A 21,324-nucleotide genomic window follows, 5' to 3' on the forward strand; every position below is an offset into this window, starting at 1 on the left:
GTAACAGAAGCGCCCTAGCGACGCGGTCGTGGCGCTGGCGCCGCCTGCGCCGGCTTGCCGCCGTGCGCGACCGCCATCGCCAGTTCGAACATGCCGGCCCACGGGTCCGGCGGCGGCTCGCTGCCGCGCTTGCCCGTGCTGCCCGAGAGCCCCTTCACCTGACGGTCGAGCCGCGCCGCGAGCGACAGCGCCTTCTCCAACGCTTCGTCCGTCACCCGCGAGAGCGCCGGGCCGATCAACCGCTCGCGCGGTCCCCACACGCGGTTCTCACGCATGAGCGTGGCGAGTGGCTTGCCCGCCGCGACACCGCGCTTGATGCGCAACAGCGTGCGCACTTCCTCGACGAGCGCCCACAGCACGAGCACGGCGGCTTCGCCTTCGCCCTTCAGACCGTCGAGCATGCGCGCGAGCCGCCCGACATCGCCGGTGAGCATCGCCTCGTTGAGCTTGAACACGTCATAGCGCGCGACGTTCAGCACGGCGTCGTGAATCTGCTCGAAAGTGAGCACGCCCTCGGGATACAACAGGCCGAGTTTCTGAATTTCCTGATGCGCGGCAAGCAGATTGCCTTCCACCCGTTCCGCGATGAACGACAGCGCGCGCCGCCCTTCCTCGCCGGGCGCGACGCGCTGGCCTTGCTGCGCGAGCCGCTGGCCGACCCACATCGGCAATTGCGCGCGCTCGATCGGATCGATCTTCAGCGCGACGCCCGCGCCGAGCAAGGCCGTGAACCAGGCAGACTTCTGCGTCGCGCTGTCGAGGCGCGGCAGCGTGACGAGCGTCACGACGTCGGGATTGTCGGCGCCGGCGAGAGCTTTCAGTGATTCCGCGCCTTCCTTGCCGGGCTTGCCGGTGGGAATGCGCAGCTCGATCAGTTGACGGTCGCCGAAGAGCGACATCGACTGCGTCGCGCCGATGAGCGCGCTCCAGTCGAAGCCGCGCTCGACCGTGAACACCGTGCGATCAGTAAAGCCGCCCGCCCGCGCGGCTGCACGAATGCGGTCGCACGCTTCCTGCGCGAGCAAATGCTCGTCGCCGTAGACGACATACAGACCTTTCAGGCCTTTCGCGAGGTGCGCTTCGAGCGCGTCGAGCTTCAGTTGCATGATGCAGGGCGAGCGCGAACGGTCACAGCGGCGGCACGGGCAACGGCGCGCGCGGCGCGACGCCCGGCGTCCGCTCACCCGGCGCCGGATGCAGCGAGCGCACCGTCGCGAGCCGGCGCGTCAACTGGTCGACGGCGTCATTGCGCATGTCGTTGTAGAGCAGCGTCGATTCCTGAGCCTTTGCGAGCGTGTACTGATCGCTATAGGTCATCGAGCGGTTCAGCGCGATAACGCTCGGCGGGATCAGCAAGGTGCCGTCCGCGCCCAGCAGCGAATAGTTCAGGCTGTAGACGAGCTCGTACTCCTGCACCACGCCCGCCGCGTTCAGGCTCAGCGTGCGCAAGCCAGTGCCTTCGGACAGATTGAGCGTCGCGTCCGGCTTCTCGAACGGCTTGACGATCACCGTATCGCTGCCGCCCTGAACCATGCGCTCGAGGCGCGCGACCATCTGCGGCGTGCCGCCCGTGACCGCGAGCCGCTTGAACGCGTAGTCCTGCTGGCCGCGCAGCTGAAAACCGCACGCCGACAGCGCCACCGCGCCGCCGAGGAGCGCGAGGAACGAACGCCTGCTTACGCCATTTTCGGCGGCTTTCCCGGTCACATCGACTCCTCTGGTTTTGCGCATCAGACGACCACGTTGACGAGACGCCCCGGCACCACGATCACCTTCTTCGGCGCGCGGCCTTCCGCGAACTTCTCGAACATCTCGTGCGCGACCGCGGCCTTTTCGATGGCTTCGCGCGACGCGTCCTTCGCGACCGTCAGCGCGCCGCGCACCTTGCCGTTCACCTGCAGCACGAGTTCGATTTCCGATTGCTCGAGCGCGGCTTCGTCGACCTTCGGCCAGGGCGCGTCGAGCAGCGGACCGAACTCGCCTTCGTAGCCGAGTTCCGACCACAACTGGAACGCGATGTGCGGCACCACCGGATACAGCACGCGCAGCAGCACGCCGAAGGTCTCGTTCAACACGCCGACGCCTGCGCTCTTCGCGCCGTCGAGCGCGTTGAGCATCTTCATCGCGGCGGAAACGACCGTGTTGTACTGCAGGCGGCCGTAGTCGAAGTCGGCCTGCTTGAGCACCGTGTAGATCTCGCGGCGCAGCGTTTTATCGGCGTCGTTGAGCTTCGATGCATCGAGCTTCGCGTGCTGGCGCAGCGCATCGGCGTTGTCGTGCGCGAAGTGCCACACGCGGCGCAGGAAGCGGCTCGCGCCTTCCACGCCCGCGCCCGACCATTCGAGCGACTGCTCCGGCGGCGCCGCGAACATCACGAAGAGACGCGCGGTATCGGCGCCGTACTGATCGATCAACGTCTGCGGATCGACGCCGTTGTTCTTCGACTTCGACATCTTCTCGACACCGCCGAGCACGACAGGCTGGCCGTCGGCGTTCAGCGTGGCGCCGGTCGGGCGGCCCTTGTCGTCGTGCGCGACGGTGACTTCGAGCGGGTTGTACCAGGTCTTCTTGCCCGATGCGTCCTCGCGGTAGAACGTTTCGTTGAGCACCATGCCCTGCGTGAGCAGGTTCTTCGCGGGCTCGCCGAACTTGATGAGGCCCATGTCGCGCATGACCTTGGTCCAGAAGCGCGAGTACAAGAGGTGAAGAATCGCGTGTTCGATGCCGCCGATGTACTGATCCATCGGCATCCAGTAATCGGTACGCTCGTCGACCATCGTGGTCGCGTCCGGCGCGCTGTAGCGCGAGAAGTACCAGGAGGAATCGACGAAAGTGTCCATCGTGTCGGTTTCGCGCTTCGCCGCCGCGCCGCACTTCGGGCACGTGCAATTCAGGAACGCCTCCGACTTCGCGAGCGGATTGCCCGAGCCGTCCGGCACGAGGTCTTCCGGCAGCACGACGGGCAGATCCTTCTCCGGCACCGGCACGTCGCCGCAACTCGGGCAGTGGATGATCGGAATCGGCGTGCCCCAGTAGCGCTGGCGCGAAATGCCCCAGTCGCGCAGACGCCACGTGACCTGCTTGTCGCCGAGATCTTTCGCTTTCAGGTCGGCGGCGATCGCGTCGATGGCCTGCTCGGTCGTCATGCCGTCGTACTTGCCGCTGTTGACGAGCTTGCCCGCGGTCTTGTCGCCGTACCACTCTTCCCAGGCGTCGGTCGAATAGGTCTTGCCCTCGACGTCGATCACCTGATTGATCGGCAAGCCGTATTTCTTCGCGAAGGCGAAATCGCGTTCGTCGTGCGACGGCACGCCCATCACCGCGCCTTCGCCGTAGGACATCAGCACATAGTTGCCGATCCACACTTCGACCTGCGCGCCCGTCAGCGGATGCGTGATGAAAAAGCCCGTGGGCACGCCCTTCTTTTCCATCGTGGCGACATCGGCTTCCGCCACGCCGCCGCGCTTGCATTCGTCGATGAACGCCTGAAGGTCCGCGTTGTCGCGCGCGAGACGCGTGGCGAGCGGATGCTCCGCCGCGACCGCCGCGAAGGTGACGCCCATGATGGTATCGGCGCGCGTGGTGAACACGCGCAGGAGCTTCGCCTCGCCGTCGATCTCGTACGGGAAGCCGAAGTTCACGCCGAAGCTCTTGCCGATCCAGTTCTGCTGCATGACCTTGACGCGCTCGGGCCAGCCGAGGCCTTCGAGATCGTCGAGGAGCTGATCCGCGTAATCGGTGATGCGCAGGTAGTACATCGGAATCTCGCGCTTTTCGACGAGCGCGCCCGAGCGCCAGCCGCGCCCGTCGATGACCTGCTCGTTCGCGAGCACCGTCTGGTCAACCGGGTCCCAGTTCACGGTGCCGGTCTTCTTGTACGCGATGCCCTTTTCCAGCATCTTGAGGAACAGCCACTGGTTCCACTTGTAGTAATCCGGCGAGCACGTGGCGACTTCGCGCGACCAGTCGATGGCGAGGCCCATCGACTGCATCTGCTTCTTCATGTACGCGATGTTCTCGTATGTCCACTTCGCCGGCGGCACGTTGTTCGCCATCGCGGCGTTCTCGGCGGGCATGCCGAACGCGTCCCAGCCCATCGGCATCAGCGTGTTGTGGCCGTTCATGCGCAGATAACGGTACATCACGTCGTTGATGGTGTAGTTGCGCACGTGCCCCATGTGCAGCTTGCCCGACGGATACGGCAGCATCGAGACGCAGTAGAACTTGGGCTTGGCCGACGTCTCGGTCGTCCGGTAGACGTCGTTCGCGCGCCAGTTGCTCTGCGCGGCGGATTCGACGTCGGCGGGTACGTATTTATCGTGCATGGTGTGGTTTGGCTTTCGGCAAATGCTGGGAACGGACCTCGGAACCGGCCGCTTTCGCTGTGAGCGGCGAGTCCTTGCGCGGCGCTATCGTCATGACCCTGAGCGCTGACACCGCGCGGCGTTGGAATTCGGGCCTGCTGGCTCCTGCAAGGCCCGCCGAACGGGGAAATGGCGATTATACCGTCCCGTTTACTCACGCTGTCGCGTGGTCCGGCCTTCAGAACGCAGTTTCCGCACGAACACGAACATTGGCAATTCGGCCATTCGGCATAGGCCGAATCTGAGCGCAACGAGCGTCAGCGTGCCGGCTGCGCGCCCGCGGCCGGCTGCGTGACGAAGCCGATGCGCTCGAGCCCCGCCTGCTGGGCCGCGGCCATCACCTGCGCGATGACGTCGTAGCGGGTCGCGCTCGATGCGCGCAGATGCAGTTCGGGCTTGCTGTTCGGATCGGCGGCCTTGCCCGCGTCGGTGAAGCGCGCGCGCATCTGCTCGAAACTGACGGGCGTATCGTTCCAGAACAGCTTGCCGGCGTCGTCGATGGAAAGCGTGATGGTTTGCGGCGTCTCGCGCGCTGGCTGCGACGCGACCTTCGGCAAGTCCAGCCGGATCGCGTGCGTGAACAGCGGCGCCGTGATGATGAAGATGACGAGCAGCACGAGCATGACGTCGATCAGCGGCGTCATGTTGATGTCGGCCATGGGCGAGCCGTTGGGCTTCTTTTCGAGTCCGCCGAAGGCCATCGCCGCGCTCCTATTCGGCCGGGCCGCAGACGAACGTGTGCAGATCGTGCGCGAAGCCGTCGAGCTCCTCGGAAATCTGCCGCACGTAGCGGCCGAGAATGTTGTACGCGAGCACGGCGGGAATCGCCACGACGAGCCCGAACGCCGTCATGATGAGCGCCTCGCCGACAGGCCCGGCGACGTTTTCGATCATCGCCTGTCCGCTCGACGCGATGCTCGAAAGCGCGTGATAAATGCCCCACACGGTGCCGAGCAGCCCGACGAAAGGCGCCGTGCTGCCCACCGATGCGAGCAGAACCTGTCCGAATTCGAGTCTTCGTTGCGAACGGAGCAACGCCTGGCGCAGCGCGCGCAGGACACGCTCGCTATGTTCGACGCGCGCGAGCATCGCGCCGGGCATGTCGGCTTCGGACGCGCGCCACGCGGCTTCCGCGAGCGGCAGGAAAACGCGCTCGCGATCTTCGCGCTGCAAAGCGCCGATGCCATCTTTCAAGCTCGCTGCTTGCCAGAAACGCTGCAACGCGCGCGGCCCTTGCCATTTGGCGCGCGCAAGAATCCACGCCTTCACGAGCAGAAAGCACCAGCTCGCGAGCGACATCGCGAGCAGCAGGCCCGCGACCGCGTGCGTGACGGCATCGCCGGATTGCAGGTAATGGATGACGCCTGTTTCTGCCATCGTCGAAGAAACGATCAGCGCAGGCCGAGCACGTCCTGCATGTCGAAGAAGCCTTTGTCGTGCCCTTGCAGGAAGCGCGCGGCGCGCAGCGCGCCTTGCGCGTAGGACAGACGGCTCGCCGACTTGTGCGTGATCTCGACGCGCTCGCCGATGCCCGCGAACAGCACCGTGTGATCGCCGACGATATCGCCGCCGCGAATCGCTGAAAAGCCGATGGTCGACGGATCGCGCTCGCCCGTCACGCCTTCGCGCGCGTACACGGCGCAGTCCTTCAGGTCGCGGCCGAGCGCCTTGGCGAGCACTTCGCCCATCGCGAGCGCGGTGCCCGAGGGCGCGTCGACCTTGTGCCGGTGATGCGCTTCGATGACTTCGATGTCGTAACCCGTCGCGAAATGCTTCGCGGCGAATTCGAGCAGCTTCAACGTGACGTTCACGCCGACGCTCATGTTCGGCGCGAACACGACGCCGATCTTCTCGCCGGCCTTCTGCAACCGCGCCTTCTGCTCGTCGGAGAAACCGGTCGTGCCGATGATCATCTTCACGTCATGGCGCAGCGCCGCGTCGAGATGCGTCATCGTGCCTTCGGGGCGCGTGAAGTCGATCAGGTACTCGGCGTCGGCGAACACGCGCTCGATATCGTCGGTCAGGAGGACGCCCGTGGTCTTGCCGAGGAACGCGCCCGCGTCCTGCCCGAGCTGCGGCACGCCAGGCCGGTCGAGCGCGCCGACGAGCTGTGCGTCCGGATCGTTGAGAACGGTTTCGATCAGCATCCGGCCCATGCGGCCCGATGCCCCGGCGATGGCGATCTTCATGGCAGTCTCGTGTTGAACCGCGCGCCGAACGCGCGATGGAATGATACGGATGGCTGTGCGGCCGAAGCGGCGCCCGGTCGGGAAACCCGGCGCGGCTTCGGCCGCAAACGGCTGAACTGCTTACTGACTCTGCTGCGGCAGATAGAACTGCGCCTGGCCGCCCGCGTTGGCCGGCGCCGGCGAGGTGCCCGCTGGGCCCACCGCGCTGCTGTCCGGAATGTTGATCGTCTGCGGCCGGCGCTGCAATTGAATCTGCGAATTGCCGCCGCTCTGGGCGCTCGACCCAGGCGCACCGCCCGCGCTCTGCGGCACGTTCACGCGCACCGACGACTGACTGCGGCCCGTGGGCATCTCGACCTGCGCCGTTGCGCGGTTGGCGGCCTGCGCAGCTTCCTGATTGGCGTCGCCCGCGAATGCGGCCGCCGTGTTCGGCTGCGTCGACGGCTCGCCGACGGGCGCGGTCACCGCCGCGGTCGACGCCACCGGCGCCGATGCCGCCGCGGTCGCGACAGGCTTCGCGACCTTGACGCCCTTGTCGCCGTCGATTTCCGCGAGCAGTTCCAGGTTCGACGGCAGATTCTCGCCGCCCGACCAGCTCACGACGCGATCGCTCGCGAAGTTCACCACGAAGTCACGCTGCTGCACGATGGAAGTCGACCCGCGCTTGAAATAGAACACGTAGTCCCAGCGATCGGCGTGGAACATGTCGGTCAGAAGCGGCGTGCCCAAAAGTTGTTTCACCTGATCGCGCGACATGCCGACCTGCATCTGATTCGCCGCTTCCTGAGAAACGAAGTTGCCTTGCACGACCGTGATTCGATACGGTGTGATGCTTTGCGCGATCTTCTGCGTGACGCTGTCGTACGTCGTGCAGCCGGCGAGCAATGCGGCCAAGGTTGCTGCGATGACGGTACCCCGCATGCGACGGCTCTCCCTGCAATTCGATAAAGATTTTGAAAACATGTCACCTTTCACGCGAGGCGCTCCAAGGCCGCGCTTTATTCGCCCGACTCGCCCCGGAACCGCCCGGGATGTCGGGAATCGTAAAAACGCATTACTATGAGAACCTTGAATTGTACTCTAGGGATGCCTAGCCATGACCAATCCCGCCGATCTCAAGAATATCGGGCTCAAGGCGACCCTGCCCCGCCTCAAGATTCTCGAAATTTTCCAGCACAGCGCGGTGCGCCACCTGACCGCCGAAGACGTGTATCGAAGCCTGCTCAACGAAGAGCTGGATATCGGTCTCGCGACGGTGTATCGGGTGCTCACGCAATTCGAGCAGGCCGGCCTGCTCACGCGTAGCAATTTCGAATCGGGCAAGGCCGTGTTCGAGCTCAACGAGGGGTCGCACCACGATCATCTCGTGTGTATCGACTGCGGCCGCGTCGAGGAGTTCTTCGACGCGGAGATCGAACGCCGCCAGCAGTCCATCGCGAAGGAACGCGGCTTCAAGCTCCACGAGCATGCGCTCGCGCTGTACGGCACATGCACGAAGGAAAACTGTCCGCACCGCAAGCACTGAGTTGCGCGTGACCTCGCGCCGGCTTTGAGGCGCGCCGAAGAAAAAACCGCCGTCCATCGGCTTCGATGGACGGCGGTTTCGTTTCGCCTGCACATTTCAGAATTCGCCTCAGCGACCGGTTCGCGGTCGCATGCCGATTCGCTCTTTATGCAGCGCGGGCGGACGGCTCGATCAGCGTATATCGTTCGGGCAAGTCGATCTCGTCGCAATTTGGCAGATCGCCGCCGCGATCCACGACGATGAAATCGCCCGCCTTGTCGAGCACGATGAGCGGGTGATGCCACACGCCGCGCGCATAGTTCACGCCTTGCCAGCCGCGCGCGAAAAACGCCCGCAGGCCGGAAGGATCGAACTCGCCCGCCGGCGCGACGACCACCAGATAACGCACATCGCCGAGCGGCACGAACGCCTGCGAGCCGAGCGGATGCCGCTCCATCATCGAGATCACGACCGGCTGCGGGCGCGGCTGGCCGCGAAACACGTTGATGAGCGGCCGCCCGCCGCTCTCGAAGCCGACGTCCACCTTCGCGAGATCGTGAAAGCGCTCGGTCGTGCCCGCGTTGATCGGGAAGTGGCGCGCGCCTTCGAGTTCGATCACATCCCCGAACGGGGCGAAGGCTTCGCGCGTCAGCGGTTCGAGCGTCAGCGTTTTCATTCGCGAGTTCATTCGATTTCCCCGAAGATGCGCAGCCGCGACACGCCGCCATCCGGATAGATGTTGAAGCGCACGTGCGTCACCGGTCCCAGCGCCGCGATTTCCTTCTCGAAGCGATGCACGTTGTCCATCGAGAGTTTCTGCTCGTCGAGCAGCACGGGCCAGAACATCGCCTGCGTGACGAGCGATTCATCCGTGCCGCCTTCCACGCGCGCCGCCTGCAGCGAGCAGCGGTCGGGATAGTTGCCCTTGAAGTGCGCGGTATCGACTTCGATCGCGCGGATCACGCCGGGATTCGCCAGCGCGACGATCGCCCAGTCGTTGCCCGGCTCGCGACGCCGGCGCGTTTCCCAGCCGTCGCCCATGTTCACGCCGCGCCCCGGCATCAGCATTTGCGACGCCGGCCCAAAGTGCTGATTGTTCGCCGCGACGAGATACGCGCCGTTTTCGATCGCCGCGAGATCCAGCAGCGTGCCCCGCTCGACGCGCGAAAAATCCGTCTTCGGCTGGCCATAGACCCGCAGCCGCGCGATGCCGCCATCGGGATAAATGTTCACGCGCAGATGCGTGTAGGCGCGCGTGTCGCTGATCTCGAGATAGTGGTGGTGATTGCCCTGGAGCGTCGTCGACGGCACGATCTCGCGCCAGTCGCCGTCTTGCTGCGGATTGGCGCTTTCGCTGTAGCACGCTTCGATCGACGCCGCCGGCGGAAAATTGCCCGTGAAGTGACTCGTGTCGATGTCGATGCCGTGAATCACGCCCGCGCGCGCCAGCTTGACGATGCAGTAGTCATAGCCCGTCGTGCGCTTGCGGCGCGTCTCCCAGCCGTCCATCCACTTGCCGTGCTCGTCGTATTTGCCGGGGATGAACACCGCCGGCTGCGGCTCCAGCATGCGCTCCTTCGGCGCGAAGAATTCGTCGGTGGCGAAGAGCGCCTGCGCACCGAGCCGCGGATCCGCGAGGTTCATGTAGCGGCGGGCGAAAGCGGGAGCGTCTGCGTCGAGAATCGGGTTGGCCATTTCAGTTTCCTTCGGTTGAACGTGGTTTGCTGTGTGGTGTGCCGTGAATCAGAGTGCGTGCGCGCCTTCATGACCGTGCGTGTGCGAGGGTTCCGGCGCGGCGGGCACGAAGCGGTATTCGGCGTCCTGGTCGAGCACACGCTTGGCGCGCGCCCGGTCGATATCGTTCTCCCACACGGCCACGACCACCGTCGCCACGCAGTTGCCGATCAGATTCGTGACAGCCCGCGCGATGCCGACGAACCAGTCCACCGGCAGGATCAGCACGAGGCCGAGCACGGGAATCGCGGGAATGGCGGAGAGCGTAGCGGCGAGAATCACGATGGCTGAGCCCGGAATACCGTGCGCGCCCTTCGACGTCACCAGCGAAACGAGCACGACGACGATCAGGTCATGCATCGACAGCGGCGTGTTGGTCGCCTGCGCGATGAAGATCACGGCGAGCGTCAGATAGATCGAGAAGCCGTCGAGGTTGAACGAGTAGCCGGTGGGAATCACGAGACCGACGGTCGAATCCTTCACGCCCATCCATTCGAGCTTGCGCATGATCTGCGGCAGCACGGCATCGGAAGAAGCGGTGCCGAGCACGATCGACAGTTCCTCACGCAGATAGCGCACGAGCTTGAAGATCGAGAAGCCTGCGAGCCGCATCACGACCGCCAGCACGACGAACACGAACAGGAAGCAGCTCGCGTAGAACACGATCACGAGCAGACCCAGTTGCTTGAGCGACGCGACGCCGTACTGGCCGGTCGTGAACGCGATGGCGCCGAGCACGCCGAGCGGCGCGAGCTTGATGATGAACGCCATGATGCGGAAGAACACGTTCGACAGCTCTTCGATGAAGACAGTCACGCGCTGCGCCTTTTCGCCGAGCATCGAAAGCGCCGCGCCGAACAGGATGGCGAACACGAGCACCTGCAGGATGTCGCCCTTCGCGAAAGCATCGATCGCGGTGTCGGGGATGATCTTCAGCAGAAAGCCCGCGGTGTCCTTCAGGCTCTTCGCGTGCTCCGTGTAGGTGGCGAGCGAAGCGGCATTGAGCGTATGCAGATCGATGTTCATGCCGACGCCCGGACGCGTGACCCACGCGAGGATCGCGCCGATCACGAGTGCAAGCGTGGTCATGATCTCGAAGTAGATGACGGCCTTAAGCCCGACGCGCCCCACTTTCTTCAGATCGCCCGCGCTCGCCATGCCGCTCACGACGACACAAAACACGATCGGTCCGATCACCATCTTGATGAGCTTCAGGAAGCCGTCGCCCAATGGCCGCAACGACTGGCCGAAATGCGGAAATAGCGCGCCCACCACGATGCCGATGACCAGCGCAATCATTACCCTGCCGAACAGCGAATTCAGAAATCTCGACACGACCGTCTCCTCGTGTAATGTCTCAGGACCCGAGCAACTGTTCCGACTGGTCGGACCAGTGCTGTGATGGGGAATATTAGAAAGTCGATATACGCCCGTCAAGGAAGACCGCGTACCGGTTTACCCTGTTTCGAGCAGGCACGGAAATCGATGCAGCATGGTCGTTCACACGCGCGCGCGGCACGCGCATACAATGGCGGTCAGACCGGCCAATACTGTTTTCCTCCTATGAAAAACGTCCCGCACACCGTGACCGACGCCGCGATCGCGACCATTCGCGAGCGCATAGAATCGAGCATGTATCCGGTGGGGAGCCTGCTGCCGGCGCAGCGGCAACTATCGGAGGAACTGGCGATCAGCCGGGCGTCGCTGCGCGAGGCGCTCTCGACGCTCGAGGCGCTCGGCATGCTGCATATCCGGCCGGGCAAAGGCGTGTATGTCAGCAGCGCGCAGGCGAGCAATGCGCATCCGTGGCGTTTCGCGGATCAGGCTTCGTTGCCGGACACGTATCAGATGCGCTTCGCGCTGGAGGGCTTCGTCGCGCGGCTCGCGGCGCATTCGATCGGCGATGCGGATATCGACTGGCTCGACGACAACCTCGATTCGCTGCACGGCGCGCTGATGGAATCCGCGCTTGAAGAAGCCGCTCAGCTCGACTTCGCATTCCACATGCGTATCGTGAGTCTCGCGGGCAACGCGGCGATCGAATCGATCCTGCGCGGCAGCGCCGACATCATGAAGGAAAGCCAGCGCCTGCCGTTTTACCGGCGCGAACTGGTGTTGTCGACGTATCACGAGCACGCGGTGATCATCGAAGCGTTGAAAGCGCGCGACGGCGAAAAAGCCGGCAAGGCGATCGAAGGCCACATCGTCAACGCGGCGCAGCGCGCGGGCGTGCATTTTCCGATTCCGCACAAGTAAGGCGCGGCACTTCTTGCGAGGTTCGCGGTCTCAGCAAGGGCCGTGAGTGCAGAAAATTTCTATCCGCTTGCGCTGCCCTGCATTTATCGAACATCAAGAGGAGCAGCGTCGATGGACATGCAACAACTCGTTTCAGAATTTCTCTCGTCCGAGCACGGCGCGCAAGCGACGCAAGCGCTGACCGACCAGGGCTTCAGTCCCGAAGACAGCCAGCAGATGCTCGGCACCGCCGCGGAAACCGCGCACGCTCACGCCGAAGAGCAAAACCAGGGCTTGCTCGGGGACCATCCCGGCAAGAGCTTCTTCGCCGCGTTCGCGGCCGGGCTCGTGCGAGGCGACGGTTTTCTGAAATCGATGGAGGAAGGCGGCGAAGGCATACTCACCGGGCGCGTCGCCGAATCGCTTGCGGCGCGCATGGGACTGGATCCGGCGACGGCATCGACAGTCGCGGCAGCCGCCACGCCTTACGTCGTGTCGTTCTTGCGCGAGAAACTCGCCTAAGACATACCTAAGCACCAAAAAACAAAGCCGCTCCGAAGAGCGGCTTTGTTCATGTCGAAACGCTCGCGAAGCTTACTTCGCCTTATTTCGCATTGGCCAGAGCAACCGCCGTATCCAGCATGCGGTTCGAGAAGCCCCACTCATTGTCGTACCAGCTCGACACCTTCACGAGACGGCCCGACACCTTGGTCAGCGTCGAGTCGAACGTCGACGAAGCCGGATTGTGGTTGTAGTCGATCGACACCAGCGGCGCGTCGTTGTAGCCGAGCACGCCCTTCAGTTCGCCTTCCGACGCTTCCTTCATGATCTTGTTGATTTCCTCGACCGTCGTGTCGCGCGCGGCGATGAACGACAGATCGACCACCGACACGTTGATCGTCGGGACGCGGATCGCGTAGCCATCCAGCTTGCCGTTCAGTTCCGGCAGCACGAGGCCGACCGCCGATGCTGCACCGGTCTTCGTCGGGATCTGGCTGTGCGTGGCCGAGCGCGCGCGGCGCAGATCTTCGTGATAAACGTCCGTCAGAACCTGGTCGTTCGTGTACGCGTGGATCGTGGTCATCAGACCGTTCACCAGACCGATCTTGTCGTTCAGCGGCTTGACGAGCGGCGCGAGGCAGTTCGTCGTGCACGATGCGTTCGAGATGACCGTGTCGGAAGCCTTCAGCACGTTATGGTTCACGCCGTACACGACGGTCGCGTCCACGTCCTTGCCGCCCGGCGCCGAAATGATGACCTTCTTCGCACCGCCCTTGATGTGTGCGCTCGCCTTTTCCTTCGTCGTGAAGAAGCCCGTGCACTCCATCACCACGTCGACCTTCAGCTCGCCCCACGGCAGTTCGGCCGGGTTGCGGTTCGCGAGCACGCGGATCTTGTCGCCATTGACGACGAGGTAGTCGCCGTCCACCGACACTTCGCCCGGGAACTTGCCGTGCGCCGTGTCGTATTGCGTCAGGTGCGCATTGGTCTTGGCATCGCCCAAGTCGTTGATGGCGACGATCTCGATGTCGTGCTTCTTGCCGTTCTCGTACAAGGCGCGCAGCGTGTTGCGGCCGATCCGGCCGTAGCCGTTGATTGCAACGCGAATCGTCATGGTCTATCTCCTGTGGCTAAAAAAACCTTGCTTCGCTGACGTCAGTGCTCACGCCGCCAGAACGGACTTCGCCGTCTTGACGACGTTCTCCACCGTGAAGCCGAAATGCTTGAACAGCGCGCCCGCCGGCGCCGACTCGCCGAACGTGTCGATGCCGACCACGCCGCCTTCCAGGCCCACGTACTTGTGCCAGAAATCGGTCACGCCCGCCTCGATCGCCACGCGCGCCACGCCCTTCGGCAGCACGCGCTCGCGGTATTCGGCGTCCTGCTTGTCGAAGACGTTCGTGCAGGGCATCGACACGACGCGCGCGCCGATGCCTTCCTTCGCCAGCGCCTCGACTGCTTCCATCGCGAGCTGCACTTCCGAGCCGGTCGCGATGAGGATGATCTTGCGCGCGGGAATGTCGTCGTTCCAGTCGCGCAGCACGTAGCCGCCCTTCGCGATGTTGGCGATCTGAATGTCGTTGCGCGCCGAGAATTGCAGGTTCTGGCGGCTGAAAATCAGCGTCGACGGGCCGTTGTGCGCGATCGCATGCGTCCACGCGACGGCCGTTTCGACGGTGTCCGCCGGGCGCCACGTCTGCAGATTCGGGATGAGCCGCAGGCTCGACACGTGTTCGATCGACTGGTGCGTCGGGCCGTCTTCGCCGAGGCCGATGGAATCGTGCGTGAACACGAAGATCGAGCGCGACTTCATCAGCGCGGCGACGCGGATCGCGTTGCGGCTGTAGTCCGAGAACGTCAGGAACGTGCCGCCGAACGGACGATAGCCGCCATGCAGCGCAATGCCGTTGATCGCCGCGGACATGCCGAACTCGCGCACGCCGTAGTTGATGTGGTTGCCCCACTGGATGCCCGCGTGATCCGGGTTCGCGTTCTCCGCGTCGCCCGCCGCGCGCACCGGCTTCGATGCCTTCCAGTTGGTGAGGTTCGAGCCGGTCAGGTCGGCGGAACCGCCGAGCAGTTCCGGCAGCGCTGCCGCGAGACCTTCGATGGTGTTCTGCGATGCCTTGCGCGTCGCGACGGTTTCGGCCTTCTGGTTCGCGTCCTCGATGATCTTCGCCGCCGCCTGCGCCCAGTTCGCGGGCAGCTCGCCGTTCATGCGGCGCGTGAATTCGGCTGCTTGCGCAGCGTACTTCGCCTTGTATGCGTCGAACGCCTTGTTCCACTCGCCTTCGGCGTGCGTGCCTTGCTCCTTCGCGTTCCACGCTGCATACACTTCCTGCGGAATCTCGAACGGACCGAAGTTCCAGCCGATAGCCTCGCGCGTCGCCGCGATTTCCTTGTCGCCGAGCGGCGCGCCGTGCGCGTCGTGGCCGCCGGCCTTGGTCGGCGCGCCCTTGCCGATCACGGTGCGGCAGCAGATCAGCGTCGGCTTGTCCGACTTCTTCGCGGCGGCGATGGCGGCATCGACTGCATCGACGTTATGGCCGTCCACGCCGCGCACGACGTTCCAGCCGTACGCTTCGAAGCGCTTCGGCGTGTCGTCGTGGAACCAGTGCTCGACGTGGCCGTCGATCGAAATGCCGTTGTCGTCCCACAGCGCGATCAGCTTGTTCAGCTTGAGCGTGCCCGCGAGCGAGCAGGCTTCATGCGAGATGCCTTCCATCAGGCAGCCGTCGCCGAGGAACGCATACGTGTAGTGATCGACGATCTTCGCGTCAGCCTTGTTGAATTCGGCGGCGAGCAGCGCTTCGGCGAGCGCCATGCCGACCGCGTTGCCGATGCCCTGGCCGAGCGGACCGGTGGTCGTCTCGACGCCCGCCGTGATGCCGTATTCCGGATGGCCCGGCGTCTTCGAATGCAGCTGGCGGAAATTCTTGAGCTCGCTCATCGGCAGGTCGTAGCCGGTGAGGTGCAGGAGCGAGTACAGCAACATCGAGCCGTGACCGTTCGACAAAACGAAACGGTCGCGCTCAAACCAGTGCGGGTTCAGCGGGTTGTGCTTCAGGTGGCGCGACCACAGCGCGACGCCGATTTCCGCCATGCCCATCGGCATGCCCGGATGACCGGAGTTGGCTTGTTGAACGGCGTCCATGGCAAGCGCGCGGATTGCGTTGGCCATGAGGGCGGTCTGGCTGGAGGTCGGGGTCGTCATTGTCGAGTCTGGGGCAGGTCCTGAAATGATCCGCGGTGCTTCTCATGCAGTACTTCTCACTCGAGCCGGACCCGCGGGGCACAACGTTTTCAGGACCGGAACGACGAGAAACGACGAGGATCGGGAGGCCGTCATTCTAACAGACCGGTCCGATTGACACGTGCCTGTAAGGCGCGCGCCCAGTGCCGCCGGCAGTCCCGGCGCGCGGGCATGTTCCGTGCAAAAGACGGGCGGCGATTCGCGGGAACAACGCGGCGCCGCGTGCGTCGCATGCGTTACAGCAGTGTCACGACATCGTGACAACACGTGACGTTACACGGTAATACGCGCCGTCGACGGACGTTCTCCCGGCGAAATCCGACCGGAGCCCCGCCTGATGTGCAAATTCCTTGCCGGTCCATTGATCGTACGGCTTCATGGCAAAATGTTCTTCAATCCGCAGCAGCAAGGTTTCAAGGAGTGCTTTCAATGACCGACCCTCGCCCCGCCGATGTGCCCTGGCTGACTCCGTATCTCACGGTGCGCGACGCGCGCGTGAGCATCGCGTTTTACGAAAAGGCGCTTGGCTTCGCGGTGCGCGACAGCGTGAACGACGACGGCACGATCATCCATGTCGAGATGACGTATCGCGGGCAGTTGATCGTGATGTTCGCGCCCGAAGGTGCGTACGGTTCGCAGGCGCGCACGCCGAAGAGCGCCGGTCTGATGGCGCCGCAATCGTTCTATTTGTATGTCGATGACGTCGACACGATCTTCCGGCAGGCGCTGGCCGTCGGCGCGAAGCCGCTCATCGAGCCGCAGGACCAGTTCTGGGGCGACCGTTTCGCGCAGATCGAAGACCCGGACGGCTATCGCTGGGCGATCGCCCGGCATCTGAGCTGAAGCACCGCATCGCCGTCAGGCATCACCACTATCCGCGGGCAGGACGTCCGCGATCGATCACTCATGCCACGCTTTCATGTCGACGGTCCGCTTTTCGTGGGCCAAACCCTCCCCCTCCCCGACGACGTCGTGCGCCATGTGCACGTCTTGCGCCTGCAAACCGGCGATTCGATCACGCTCTTCGATGGCCGCGGCGGCGAATATCGCGGCGAGCTCGTCGATATCGCGAAGCGCGCGGCGACGGCGCGCATCGACGAACACGGCGATCGCGAAGCGGAGCCGCCTTATCGCGTGACGCTTGCGCAAGGTGTCGCGGGCGGTGACAAGATGGACTGGCTGATCGAAAAGGCGGTGGAACTCGGTGTGGCGGGCATCGCGCCGATTACCGCCGAGCGCGGCGTCGTGCGCCTCGCCGGCGAGCGCGCGCTGCGGCGTCAGGCGCATTGGCAGGCGCTCACGCGCGCCGCCTGCGAGCAGTGCGGACGCAATCGCGTGCCCGATGTCGCGCCGCCGCGCGATCTCCACGCCTGGCTCGCCGACCTGCCCGCCGCCACCGGTGACGAATTGCGCCTCCTGCTCTCGCCGCGCGCCGAAGTGAGCTTCGCGTCGCTGCCCGCCGATGCCCCGCGCGGTCCGGTCACGCTGTTGATCGGACCCGAAGCGGGCTTCTCGCCTGCCGAGGAAAGCGCCATCATCGATGCGGGATTCGCCGCGCTCGGGCTCGGCCCGCGCGTGTTGCGTACGGAAACGGCGGGCATCGCGGTGCTCGCGGCGCTGGCCGCGCGTTGGGGCGGCTGGTGATTTCCCGGACGCACCAACGAAAACAGCCCGATGGCCGCGCCTTTCGGCTACGCCCATCGGGCTGTTGCATATTTTGACCGGCGCGCCGCGCCAGCCACGCTGATTCAGACGAACGAATAGAACACGCGGAACGCCACTTTCCGTTCGGCCCAGAATTCCGCCGCGTCACGGAAAACGTCCAGCAGCACTTCGCGGCCTTCCTTGTCGAACTTCTGCGCGATCGGCAGTTGCTCGAGCACGATCACGAAACCCGGCTGCGAGCCGGCCTTGTGAACGAGATCGGTGAGCGAATCGTAGAGCGCATCGTAGTTCTTGCCGAAATGCTTGGGAAACAGGAACGAGAGAGCGATCGTCTCGAGCACTTCCTGCTTGCTCTGCGCCTGGCCGAGATAGGCGTAGAGAAAATGCTGCCCGAGACGATTGGCTTCGTCCGCGAGATCCTGCACGCGGAACGCGCGGATCGACTGCACGATATTCGGCCGCACGGTCGCGAACAGCGCTTCGTCACCCTCTTGCGGATGGAACTCCTCAGGCCTGGTCTCGTCGTCGGGTCTGTTGTCGTGTTCTGTCATGCGTAGCCGCAATACTCGCTGGAACAGGTTGCCATCGCCGGTGGCGAAAAGATCACTCGCGACGCTGTGGTCGTGCGCGTAGATGTTGTCGCTCATGCCGTTAATCCCGTAGTTAATCCGCAATACGCCTGAAACTGGTGTAGTGGTCGTCTGTGTAGTAGCAATCGCCGGTCTGCCTCTTCGGACCGCCGCATACGATCCGGCGCGCGCCGCGGTCCCTCGCGCGAGGTGTGGGAACGGTGTATTCGTGGTAATAGCCGCGTGGGTGCCGCGGAAGCAAACGCTCGCGATTGCCGAACACGACGCCGTCCTTCTCGAAAGGGAAAGGGCCGCCCGCCTCGATCAGCCGCAATGTCGCGACCGCCTGCCTGGGCAACTGGCCAATGTGGACGGTGGCCAGCCCGTCACGCTCCTGCGCGCTCGTCGCGTCCGGCTGCCGTGCCTGCGCCTCTTGAACCGCTTCCGCCGGCGCGACCGATGCGGGACTCGCCGCAGCAACCGGTTCCTGCACGCCGCCATGAGGTTCGTCCTTGCCGCACGCGCCCAGCAGGACGCCCAAGGCGACGATGAAGGAGAGAACCCTCGCGCGTATCACCAAACGGTTAACCTCGCGTACACCAAATTCCGACGACCATGAAAGATGTAAGGGTATCGCTAATGACAGGACGAAGCAACGTTACGCGGAAATTCGGAATTTTTTTCTCAGTTTGATGGAGTCGTGCAATTCCTGGCGGGCGTCCGTCCTTAAAATTAGCCCAAATCTGAGAGATTTTTATCCCGAACAGGATAATACTTTGCTCGTGGGATCTTGAAGCCCTTGGACAGGTTGCCTCACCTGTCGCCAGCTTCACGGCAACGCGCTCTGCCGCCGATTCCGCATTTGTAGGCAAAGGCAACCTCTCTCGTTGCCTTTTTTCTCGGGCGTGCCGCTGACCCGCGGCACGCCATTTTTTTGCCTCGAATAAAAAACGCGGCGGAGAACCGCCGCGTTTCCTTGTTGCCGGAAGCCGCTATCAGCGCGCCGCCGATGCGTCCGCCACCAGCAACGCCGTCATATTCACGATGCGCCGCACCGTCGCCGATGCGGTCAGCACGTGCACCGGCTGTGCCGCGCCGAGCAGGATCGGCCCGATCGCGATATTGTTGCCCGCCGCCGTCTTCAGCAGGTTATACGAGATGTTCGCGGCATCGATGTTCGGCAGGATCAGCAGGTTCGCGTCGCCTTCGAGGGTCGATTCGGGCAGCACGCCCTTGCGCAGACGCGCATCCAGCGCGACGTCGCCGTGCATTTCGCCGTCGACGTCCAGATCCGGCGCGCGCTCTTTCAGGATCGCGAGCACGTCGCGCATCTTCTGGGCGCTCGGCGCGTTGCTCGTGCCGAAGTTCGAATGCGACAGGAGCGCGATCTTCGGCATGATGCCGAAGCGCTTCACCTCTTCCGCCGCCATGATCGTGATTTCGGCGAGCTGCTCGGGCGTCGGATCCACGTTGACGTGCGTGTCGACCAGGAAAATCTGGCGGCCCGGCAGCACGAGCGCGTTCATCGCCGCGTACACCTTAGCGCCTTCCTTCTTGCCGATGACCTGATCGATGAAGTGCAGATGGCGATGCGTCGTGCTCACCGTGCCGCAGATCATGCCGTCGGCTTCGCCCTTCTTGACGAGCATCGAGCCGATCAGCGTCGTGCGGCGGCGCATTTCGAGCTTGGCCATCTGCTCGCTGATGCCCTTCCGCGCCATCATCTTGTAATAGGTCTGCCAGAAATCGCGATAGCGCTCGTCGTGATCCGTGTCGACGACCGTGAAGTCGGTGCCCGGATTGAGGCGCAGGCCGAACTTCTGGATGCGCTGCTCGATGACCGCCGGCCGGCCGATGAGAATCGGCTTGGCGATCTTTTCGTCGACGGCGATCTGCACCGCGCGCAGCACGCGCTCTTCCTCGCCTTCCGCGAACACAATGCGCTTCTTCTCCGGCTCCACGCTGCGCGCGAGCTGGAACACCGGCTTCATCGTCGTGCCGCTGTGGTAGACGAACTGCTGCAAGTGCTGCTCGTACGCTTCCATGTCTTCGATAGGACGCGTGGCGACGCCGCAATCCATAGCAGCCTTCGCGACGGCCGGCGCGATCTTCACGATCAGACGCGGATCGAAGGGCTTCGGAATCAGATACTCCGGACCGAAGGACAAGTCCTGAATGCCATAGGCCGTTGCGACGATATCGCTCTGCTCCTGACGCGCGAGCTCGGCGATTGCGTTCACCGCCGCGATTTCCATTTCCTTCGTGATGACGGTCGCGCCGACATCGAGCGCGCCGCGGAAGATGAACGGGAAGCAGAGAACGTTGTTGACCTGGTTCGGGTAATCCGTGCGGCCAGTGGCGAGCACCGCGTCCGGACGCACTTCGAGCGCCAGTTCCGGCAGGATTTCCGGCGTCGGATTCGCGAGCGCGAGGATCAGCGGCTTCGCGGCCATCTGCTTGACCATGTCCTGCTTGAGCACGCCGCCTGCCGACAAGCCGAGGAACACGTCCGCCCCTTCGATCACTTCGGCGAGCGTGCGCGCGCTGGTTTCGCGAGCGAACAGTTCCTTGTCCGGGTCCATCAGTTCCGTGCGGCCCTTGTAGACCACACCGGCCAGATCCGTCACATAGATGTTCTCGCGCTTCATGCCGAGATCGACCAGCAGGTTCAGGCAGGCGAGCGCCGCCGCGCCCGCGCCCGACGCGACGAGCTTCACTTCGCCGATGTCCTTGCCGACCACTTTGAGGCCGTTGGTGATCGCCGCCGCGACGACGATGGCCGTGCCGTGCTGGTCATCGTGAAAGACCGGAATCTTCATGCGCTTGCGGCACTCGCGCTCGACGATGAAGCAGTCCGGCGCCTTGATGTCTTCCAGATTGATGCCGCCGAAAGTCGGCTCGAGCGCGGCGATCACATCGACGAGCTTGTGCGGATCGTTTTCGTTCAGCTCGATATCGAACACGTCGATGCCGGCGAACTTCTTGAACAGCACGGCCTTGCCTTCCATCACCGGCTTCGACGCGAGCGGCCCGATGTTGCCGAGGCCCAGCACGGCCGTGCCATTCGACACGACGCCCACCAGATTGCTGCGCGCGGTGAAGCGCGCGGCGTTCAGCGGATCTTCAACGATCGCTTCACACGCGAACGCAACGCCCGGCGAGTACGCGAGCGCCAGGTCGCGCTGGTTGATCATCTGCTTCGTGGGCGCGATCTGGATCTTTCCGGGAACGGGGAATTCGTGATAGTCGAGCGCGGCTTCGCGCAACTTGGTATTGGCGTCGGAGGTCGTCATAAGGCGGGCTAGCAGTG

General features: G+C 64.1%; 21 protein-coding genes. 5 read left to right on the forward strand and 16 right to left on the reverse strand.

What is annotated here, in order from left to right:
- Positions 1–14: 14 nt before the first annotated feature.
- The 7 genes from holA to AC1Z32_RS25580 all read right to left on the reverse strand — a co-directional run bounded on the left by holA (position 15) and on the right by AC1Z32_RS25580 (position 7,474).
- Complete coding sequence (gene holA, locus AC1Z32_RS25550; RefSeq protein WP_062605280.1) at positions 15–1,106, reverse strand: DNA polymerase III subunit delta; 1,092 nt, start codon at positions 1,104–1,106, stop codon at positions 15–17.
- Between the two features lie 22 nt (positions 1,107–1,128).
- A complete protein-coding gene (locus AC1Z32_RS25555; RefSeq protein WP_483481519.1) occupies positions 1,129–1,731 on the reverse strand; it encodes an LPS-assembly lipoprotein LptE in 603 nt (200 codons plus the stop codon).
- The gene (gene leuS / locus AC1Z32_RS25560; protein WP_483481520.1) at positions 1,731–4,325 is read right to left on the reverse strand and encodes a leucine--tRNA ligase; all 2,595 of its coding nucleotides are present in this window, start codon (positions 4,323–4,325) and stop codon (positions 1,731–1,733) included. Before leuS ends, AC1Z32_RS25555 begins: the two co-directional genes overlap by 1 nt.
- A 296-nt stretch (positions 4,326–4,621) precedes the next feature.
- Positions 4,622–5,065: an ExbD/TolR family protein gene (locus AC1Z32_RS25565; protein ID WP_483481521.1), complete on the reverse strand. Its 444-nt coding sequence runs from the start codon at positions 5,063–5,065 to the stop codon at positions 4,622–4,624.
- 10 nt (positions 5,066–5,075) lie between these two features.
- Entirely contained in the window at positions 5,076–5,741 is a 666-nt protein-coding gene (locus AC1Z32_RS25570; protein ID WP_483481522.1) for a MotA/TolQ/ExbB proton channel family protein, read from the reverse strand.
- A gap of 14 nt (positions 5,742–5,755) precedes the next feature.
- Positions 5,756–6,553, reverse strand: a complete 798-nt coding sequence (dapB, locus tag AC1Z32_RS25575; RefSeq protein WP_483481523.1) for a 4-hydroxy-tetrahydrodipicolinate reductase — start codon at positions 6,551–6,553, stop codon at positions 5,756–5,758.
- Between the two features lie 120 nt (positions 6,554–6,673).
- The gene (locus tag AC1Z32_RS25580) at positions 6,674–7,474 is read right to left on the reverse strand and encodes an outer membrane protein assembly factor BamE (RefSeq protein WP_483481524.1); all 801 of its coding nucleotides are present in this window, start codon (positions 7,472–7,474) and stop codon (positions 6,674–6,676) included.
- A gap of 175 nt (positions 7,475–7,649) precedes the next feature.
- On the opposite strand from AC1Z32_RS25580, the gene fur reads away from it, so the two are divergent.
- Entirely contained in the window at positions 7,650–8,078 is a 429-nt protein-coding gene (gene fur / locus AC1Z32_RS25585) for a ferric iron uptake transcriptional regulator (RefSeq protein ID WP_483481525.1), read from the forward strand.
- Between the two features lie 145 nt (positions 8,079–8,223).
- Here the strand turns inward: fur and AC1Z32_RS25590 are convergent, their stop codons facing one another.
- Genes AC1Z32_RS25590 through AC1Z32_RS25600 form a run of 3 tightly spaced genes read right to left on the reverse strand, consistent with a single transcriptional unit; the run spans position 8,224 to position 11,126 of the window.
- Positions 8,224–8,733: an ureidoglycolate lyase gene (locus tag AC1Z32_RS25590; protein WP_483481526.1), complete on the reverse strand. Its 510-nt coding sequence runs from the start codon at positions 8,731–8,733 to the stop codon at positions 8,224–8,226.
- A gap of 8 nt (positions 8,734–8,741) precedes the next feature.
- Complete coding sequence (alc, locus tag AC1Z32_RS25595) at positions 8,742–9,752, reverse strand: allantoicase (RefSeq protein ID WP_483481527.1); 1,011 nt, start codon at positions 9,750–9,752, stop codon at positions 8,742–8,744.
- 48 nt (positions 9,753–9,800) lie between these two features.
- Positions 9,801–11,126, reverse strand: a complete 1,326-nt coding sequence (locus tag AC1Z32_RS25600) for a C4-dicarboxylate transporter DctA (RefSeq protein ID WP_483481528.1) — start codon at positions 11,124–11,126, stop codon at positions 9,801–9,803.
- A gap of 228 nt (positions 11,127–11,354) precedes the next feature.
- Here AC1Z32_RS25600 and AC1Z32_RS25605 point away from each other — a divergent pair, with 228 nt between their 5' ends.
- Positions 11,355–12,047, forward strand: a complete 693-nt coding sequence (locus AC1Z32_RS25605; RefSeq protein WP_062605269.1) for a FadR/GntR family transcriptional regulator — start codon at positions 11,355–11,357, stop codon at positions 12,045–12,047.
- 111 nt (positions 12,048–12,158) lie between these two features.
- The gene (locus AC1Z32_RS25610; RefSeq protein WP_483481529.1) at positions 12,159–12,548 is read left to right on the forward strand and encodes a hypothetical protein; all 390 of its coding nucleotides are present in this window, start codon (positions 12,159–12,161) and stop codon (positions 12,546–12,548) included.
- Positions 12,549–12,630: 82 nt separating this feature from the next.
- Here the strand turns inward: AC1Z32_RS25610 and gap are convergent, their stop codons facing one another.
- From gap to AC1Z32_RS25625, 3 genes are all read right to left on the reverse strand, one after another.
- The gene (gap, locus tag AC1Z32_RS25615; protein WP_483481530.1) at positions 12,631–13,641 is read right to left on the reverse strand and encodes a type I glyceraldehyde-3-phosphate dehydrogenase; all 1,011 of its coding nucleotides are present in this window, start codon (positions 13,639–13,641) and stop codon (positions 12,631–12,633) included.
- Between the two features lie 48 nt (positions 13,642–13,689).
- Entirely contained in the window at positions 13,690–15,741 is a 2,052-nt protein-coding gene (tkt, locus tag AC1Z32_RS25620; RefSeq protein ID WP_483481531.1) for a transketolase, read from the reverse strand.
- Positions 15,742–16,027: 286 nt separating this feature from the next.
- Positions 16,028–16,210 (reverse strand): hypothetical protein, encoded by a 183-nt coding sequence (locus tag AC1Z32_RS25625; RefSeq protein WP_483481532.1) that lies wholly within the window; start codon positions 16,208–16,210, stop codon positions 16,028–16,030.
- Here AC1Z32_RS25625 and AC1Z32_RS25630 point away from each other — a divergent pair.
- The gene (locus AC1Z32_RS25630; protein WP_483481533.1) at positions 16,210–16,623 is read left to right on the forward strand and encodes a VOC family protein; all 414 of its coding nucleotides are present in this window, start codon (positions 16,210–16,212) and stop codon (positions 16,621–16,623) included. The genes AC1Z32_RS25625 and AC1Z32_RS25630 overlap by 1 nt on opposite strands.
- Before the next feature lie 63 nt (positions 16,624–16,686).
- Positions 16,687–17,424: a 16S rRNA (uracil(1498)-N(3))-methyltransferase gene (locus tag AC1Z32_RS25635; protein WP_483481534.1), complete on the forward strand. Its 738-nt coding sequence runs from the start codon at positions 16,687–16,689 to the stop codon at positions 17,422–17,424.
- Positions 17,425–17,528: 104 nt separating this feature from the next.
- Here the strand turns inward: AC1Z32_RS25635 and AC1Z32_RS25640 are convergent, their stop codons facing one another.
- The 3 genes from AC1Z32_RS25640 to AC1Z32_RS25650 form a co-directional block, all read right to left on the reverse strand.
- The gene (locus AC1Z32_RS25640; RefSeq protein ID WP_062605263.1) at positions 17,529–18,092 is read right to left on the reverse strand and encodes a barstar family protein; all 564 of its coding nucleotides are present in this window, start codon (positions 18,090–18,092) and stop codon (positions 17,529–17,531) included.
- Positions 18,093–18,108: 16 nt separating this feature from the next.
- The gene (locus AC1Z32_RS25645) at positions 18,109–18,591 is read right to left on the reverse strand and encodes a guanyl-specific ribonuclease (RefSeq protein ID WP_483481535.1); all 483 of its coding nucleotides are present in this window, start codon (positions 18,589–18,591) and stop codon (positions 18,109–18,111) included.
- 418 nt (positions 18,592–19,009) lie between these two features.
- Entirely contained in the window at positions 19,010–21,307 is a 2,298-nt protein-coding gene (locus tag AC1Z32_RS25650; RefSeq protein WP_483481537.1) for an NADP-dependent malic enzyme, read from the reverse strand.
- Positions 21,308–21,324: the final 17 nt, after the last annotated feature.

It is taken from the genome of Caballeronia sp. 11_S32 (assembly GCF_056930355.1).

Coding starts and splice junctions, on each gene's coding strand:
- holA (WP_062605280.1), bottom strand. CDS start 1,106: ATGCAACTGAAGCTCGACGCGCTCGAAGCGCACCTCGCGAAAGGCCTG.
- AC1Z32_RS25555 (WP_483481519.1), bottom strand. CDS start 1,731: ATGCGCAAAACCAGAGGAGTCGATGTGACCGGGAAAGCCGCCGAAAAT.
- leuS (WP_483481520.1), bottom strand. CDS start 4,325: ATGCACGATAAATACGTACCCGCCGACGTCGAATCCGCCGCGCAGAGC.
- AC1Z32_RS25565 (WP_483481521.1), bottom strand. CDS start 5,065: ATGGCCTTCGGCGGACTCGAAAAGAAGCCCAACGGCTCGCCCATGGCC.
- AC1Z32_RS25570 (WP_483481522.1), bottom strand. CDS start 5,741: ATGGCAGAAACAGGCGTCATCCATTACCTGCAATCCGGCGATGCCGTC.
- dapB (WP_483481523.1), bottom strand. CDS start 6,553: ATGAAGATCGCCATCGCCGGGGCATCGGGCCGCATGGGCCGGATGCTG.
- AC1Z32_RS25580 (WP_483481524.1), bottom strand. CDS start 7,474: ATGCGGGGTACCGTCATCGCAGCAACCTTGGCCGCATTGCTCGCCGGC.
- fur (WP_483481525.1), top strand. CDS start 7,650: ATGACCAATCCCGCCGATCTCAAGAATATCGGGCTCAAGGCGACCCTG.
- AC1Z32_RS25590 (WP_483481526.1), bottom strand. CDS start 8,733: ATGAAAACGCTGACGCTCGAACCGCTGACGCGCGAAGCCTTCGCCCCG.
- alc (WP_483481527.1), bottom strand. CDS start 9,752: ATGGCCAACCCGATTCTCGACGCAGACGCTCCCGCTTTCGCCCGCCGC.
- AC1Z32_RS25605 (WP_062605269.1), top strand. CDS start 11,355: ATGAAAAACGTCCCGCACACCGTGACCGACGCCGCGATCGCGACCATT.
- AC1Z32_RS25610 (WP_483481529.1), top strand. CDS start 12,159: ATGGACATGCAACAACTCGTTTCAGAATTTCTCTCGTCCGAGCACGGC.
- gap (WP_483481530.1), bottom strand. CDS start 13,641: ATGACGATTCGCGTTGCAATCAACGGCTACGGCCGGATCGGCCGCAAC.
- tkt (WP_483481531.1), bottom strand. CDS start 15,741: ATGACGACCCCGACCTCCAGCCAGACCGCCCTCATGGCCAACGCAATC.
- AC1Z32_RS25630 (WP_483481533.1), top strand. CDS start 16,210: ATGACCGACCCTCGCCCCGCCGATGTGCCCTGGCTGACTCCGTATCTC.
- AC1Z32_RS25635 (WP_483481534.1), top strand. CDS start 16,687: ATGCCACGCTTTCATGTCGACGGTCCGCTTTTCGTGGGCCAAACCCTC.
- AC1Z32_RS25640 (WP_062605263.1), bottom strand. CDS start 18,092: ATGAGCGACAACATCTACGCGCACGACCACAGCGTCGCGAGTGATCTT.
- AC1Z32_RS25650 (WP_483481537.1), bottom strand. CDS start 21,307: ATGACGACCTCCGACGCCAATACCAAGTTGCGCGAAGCCGCGCTCGAC.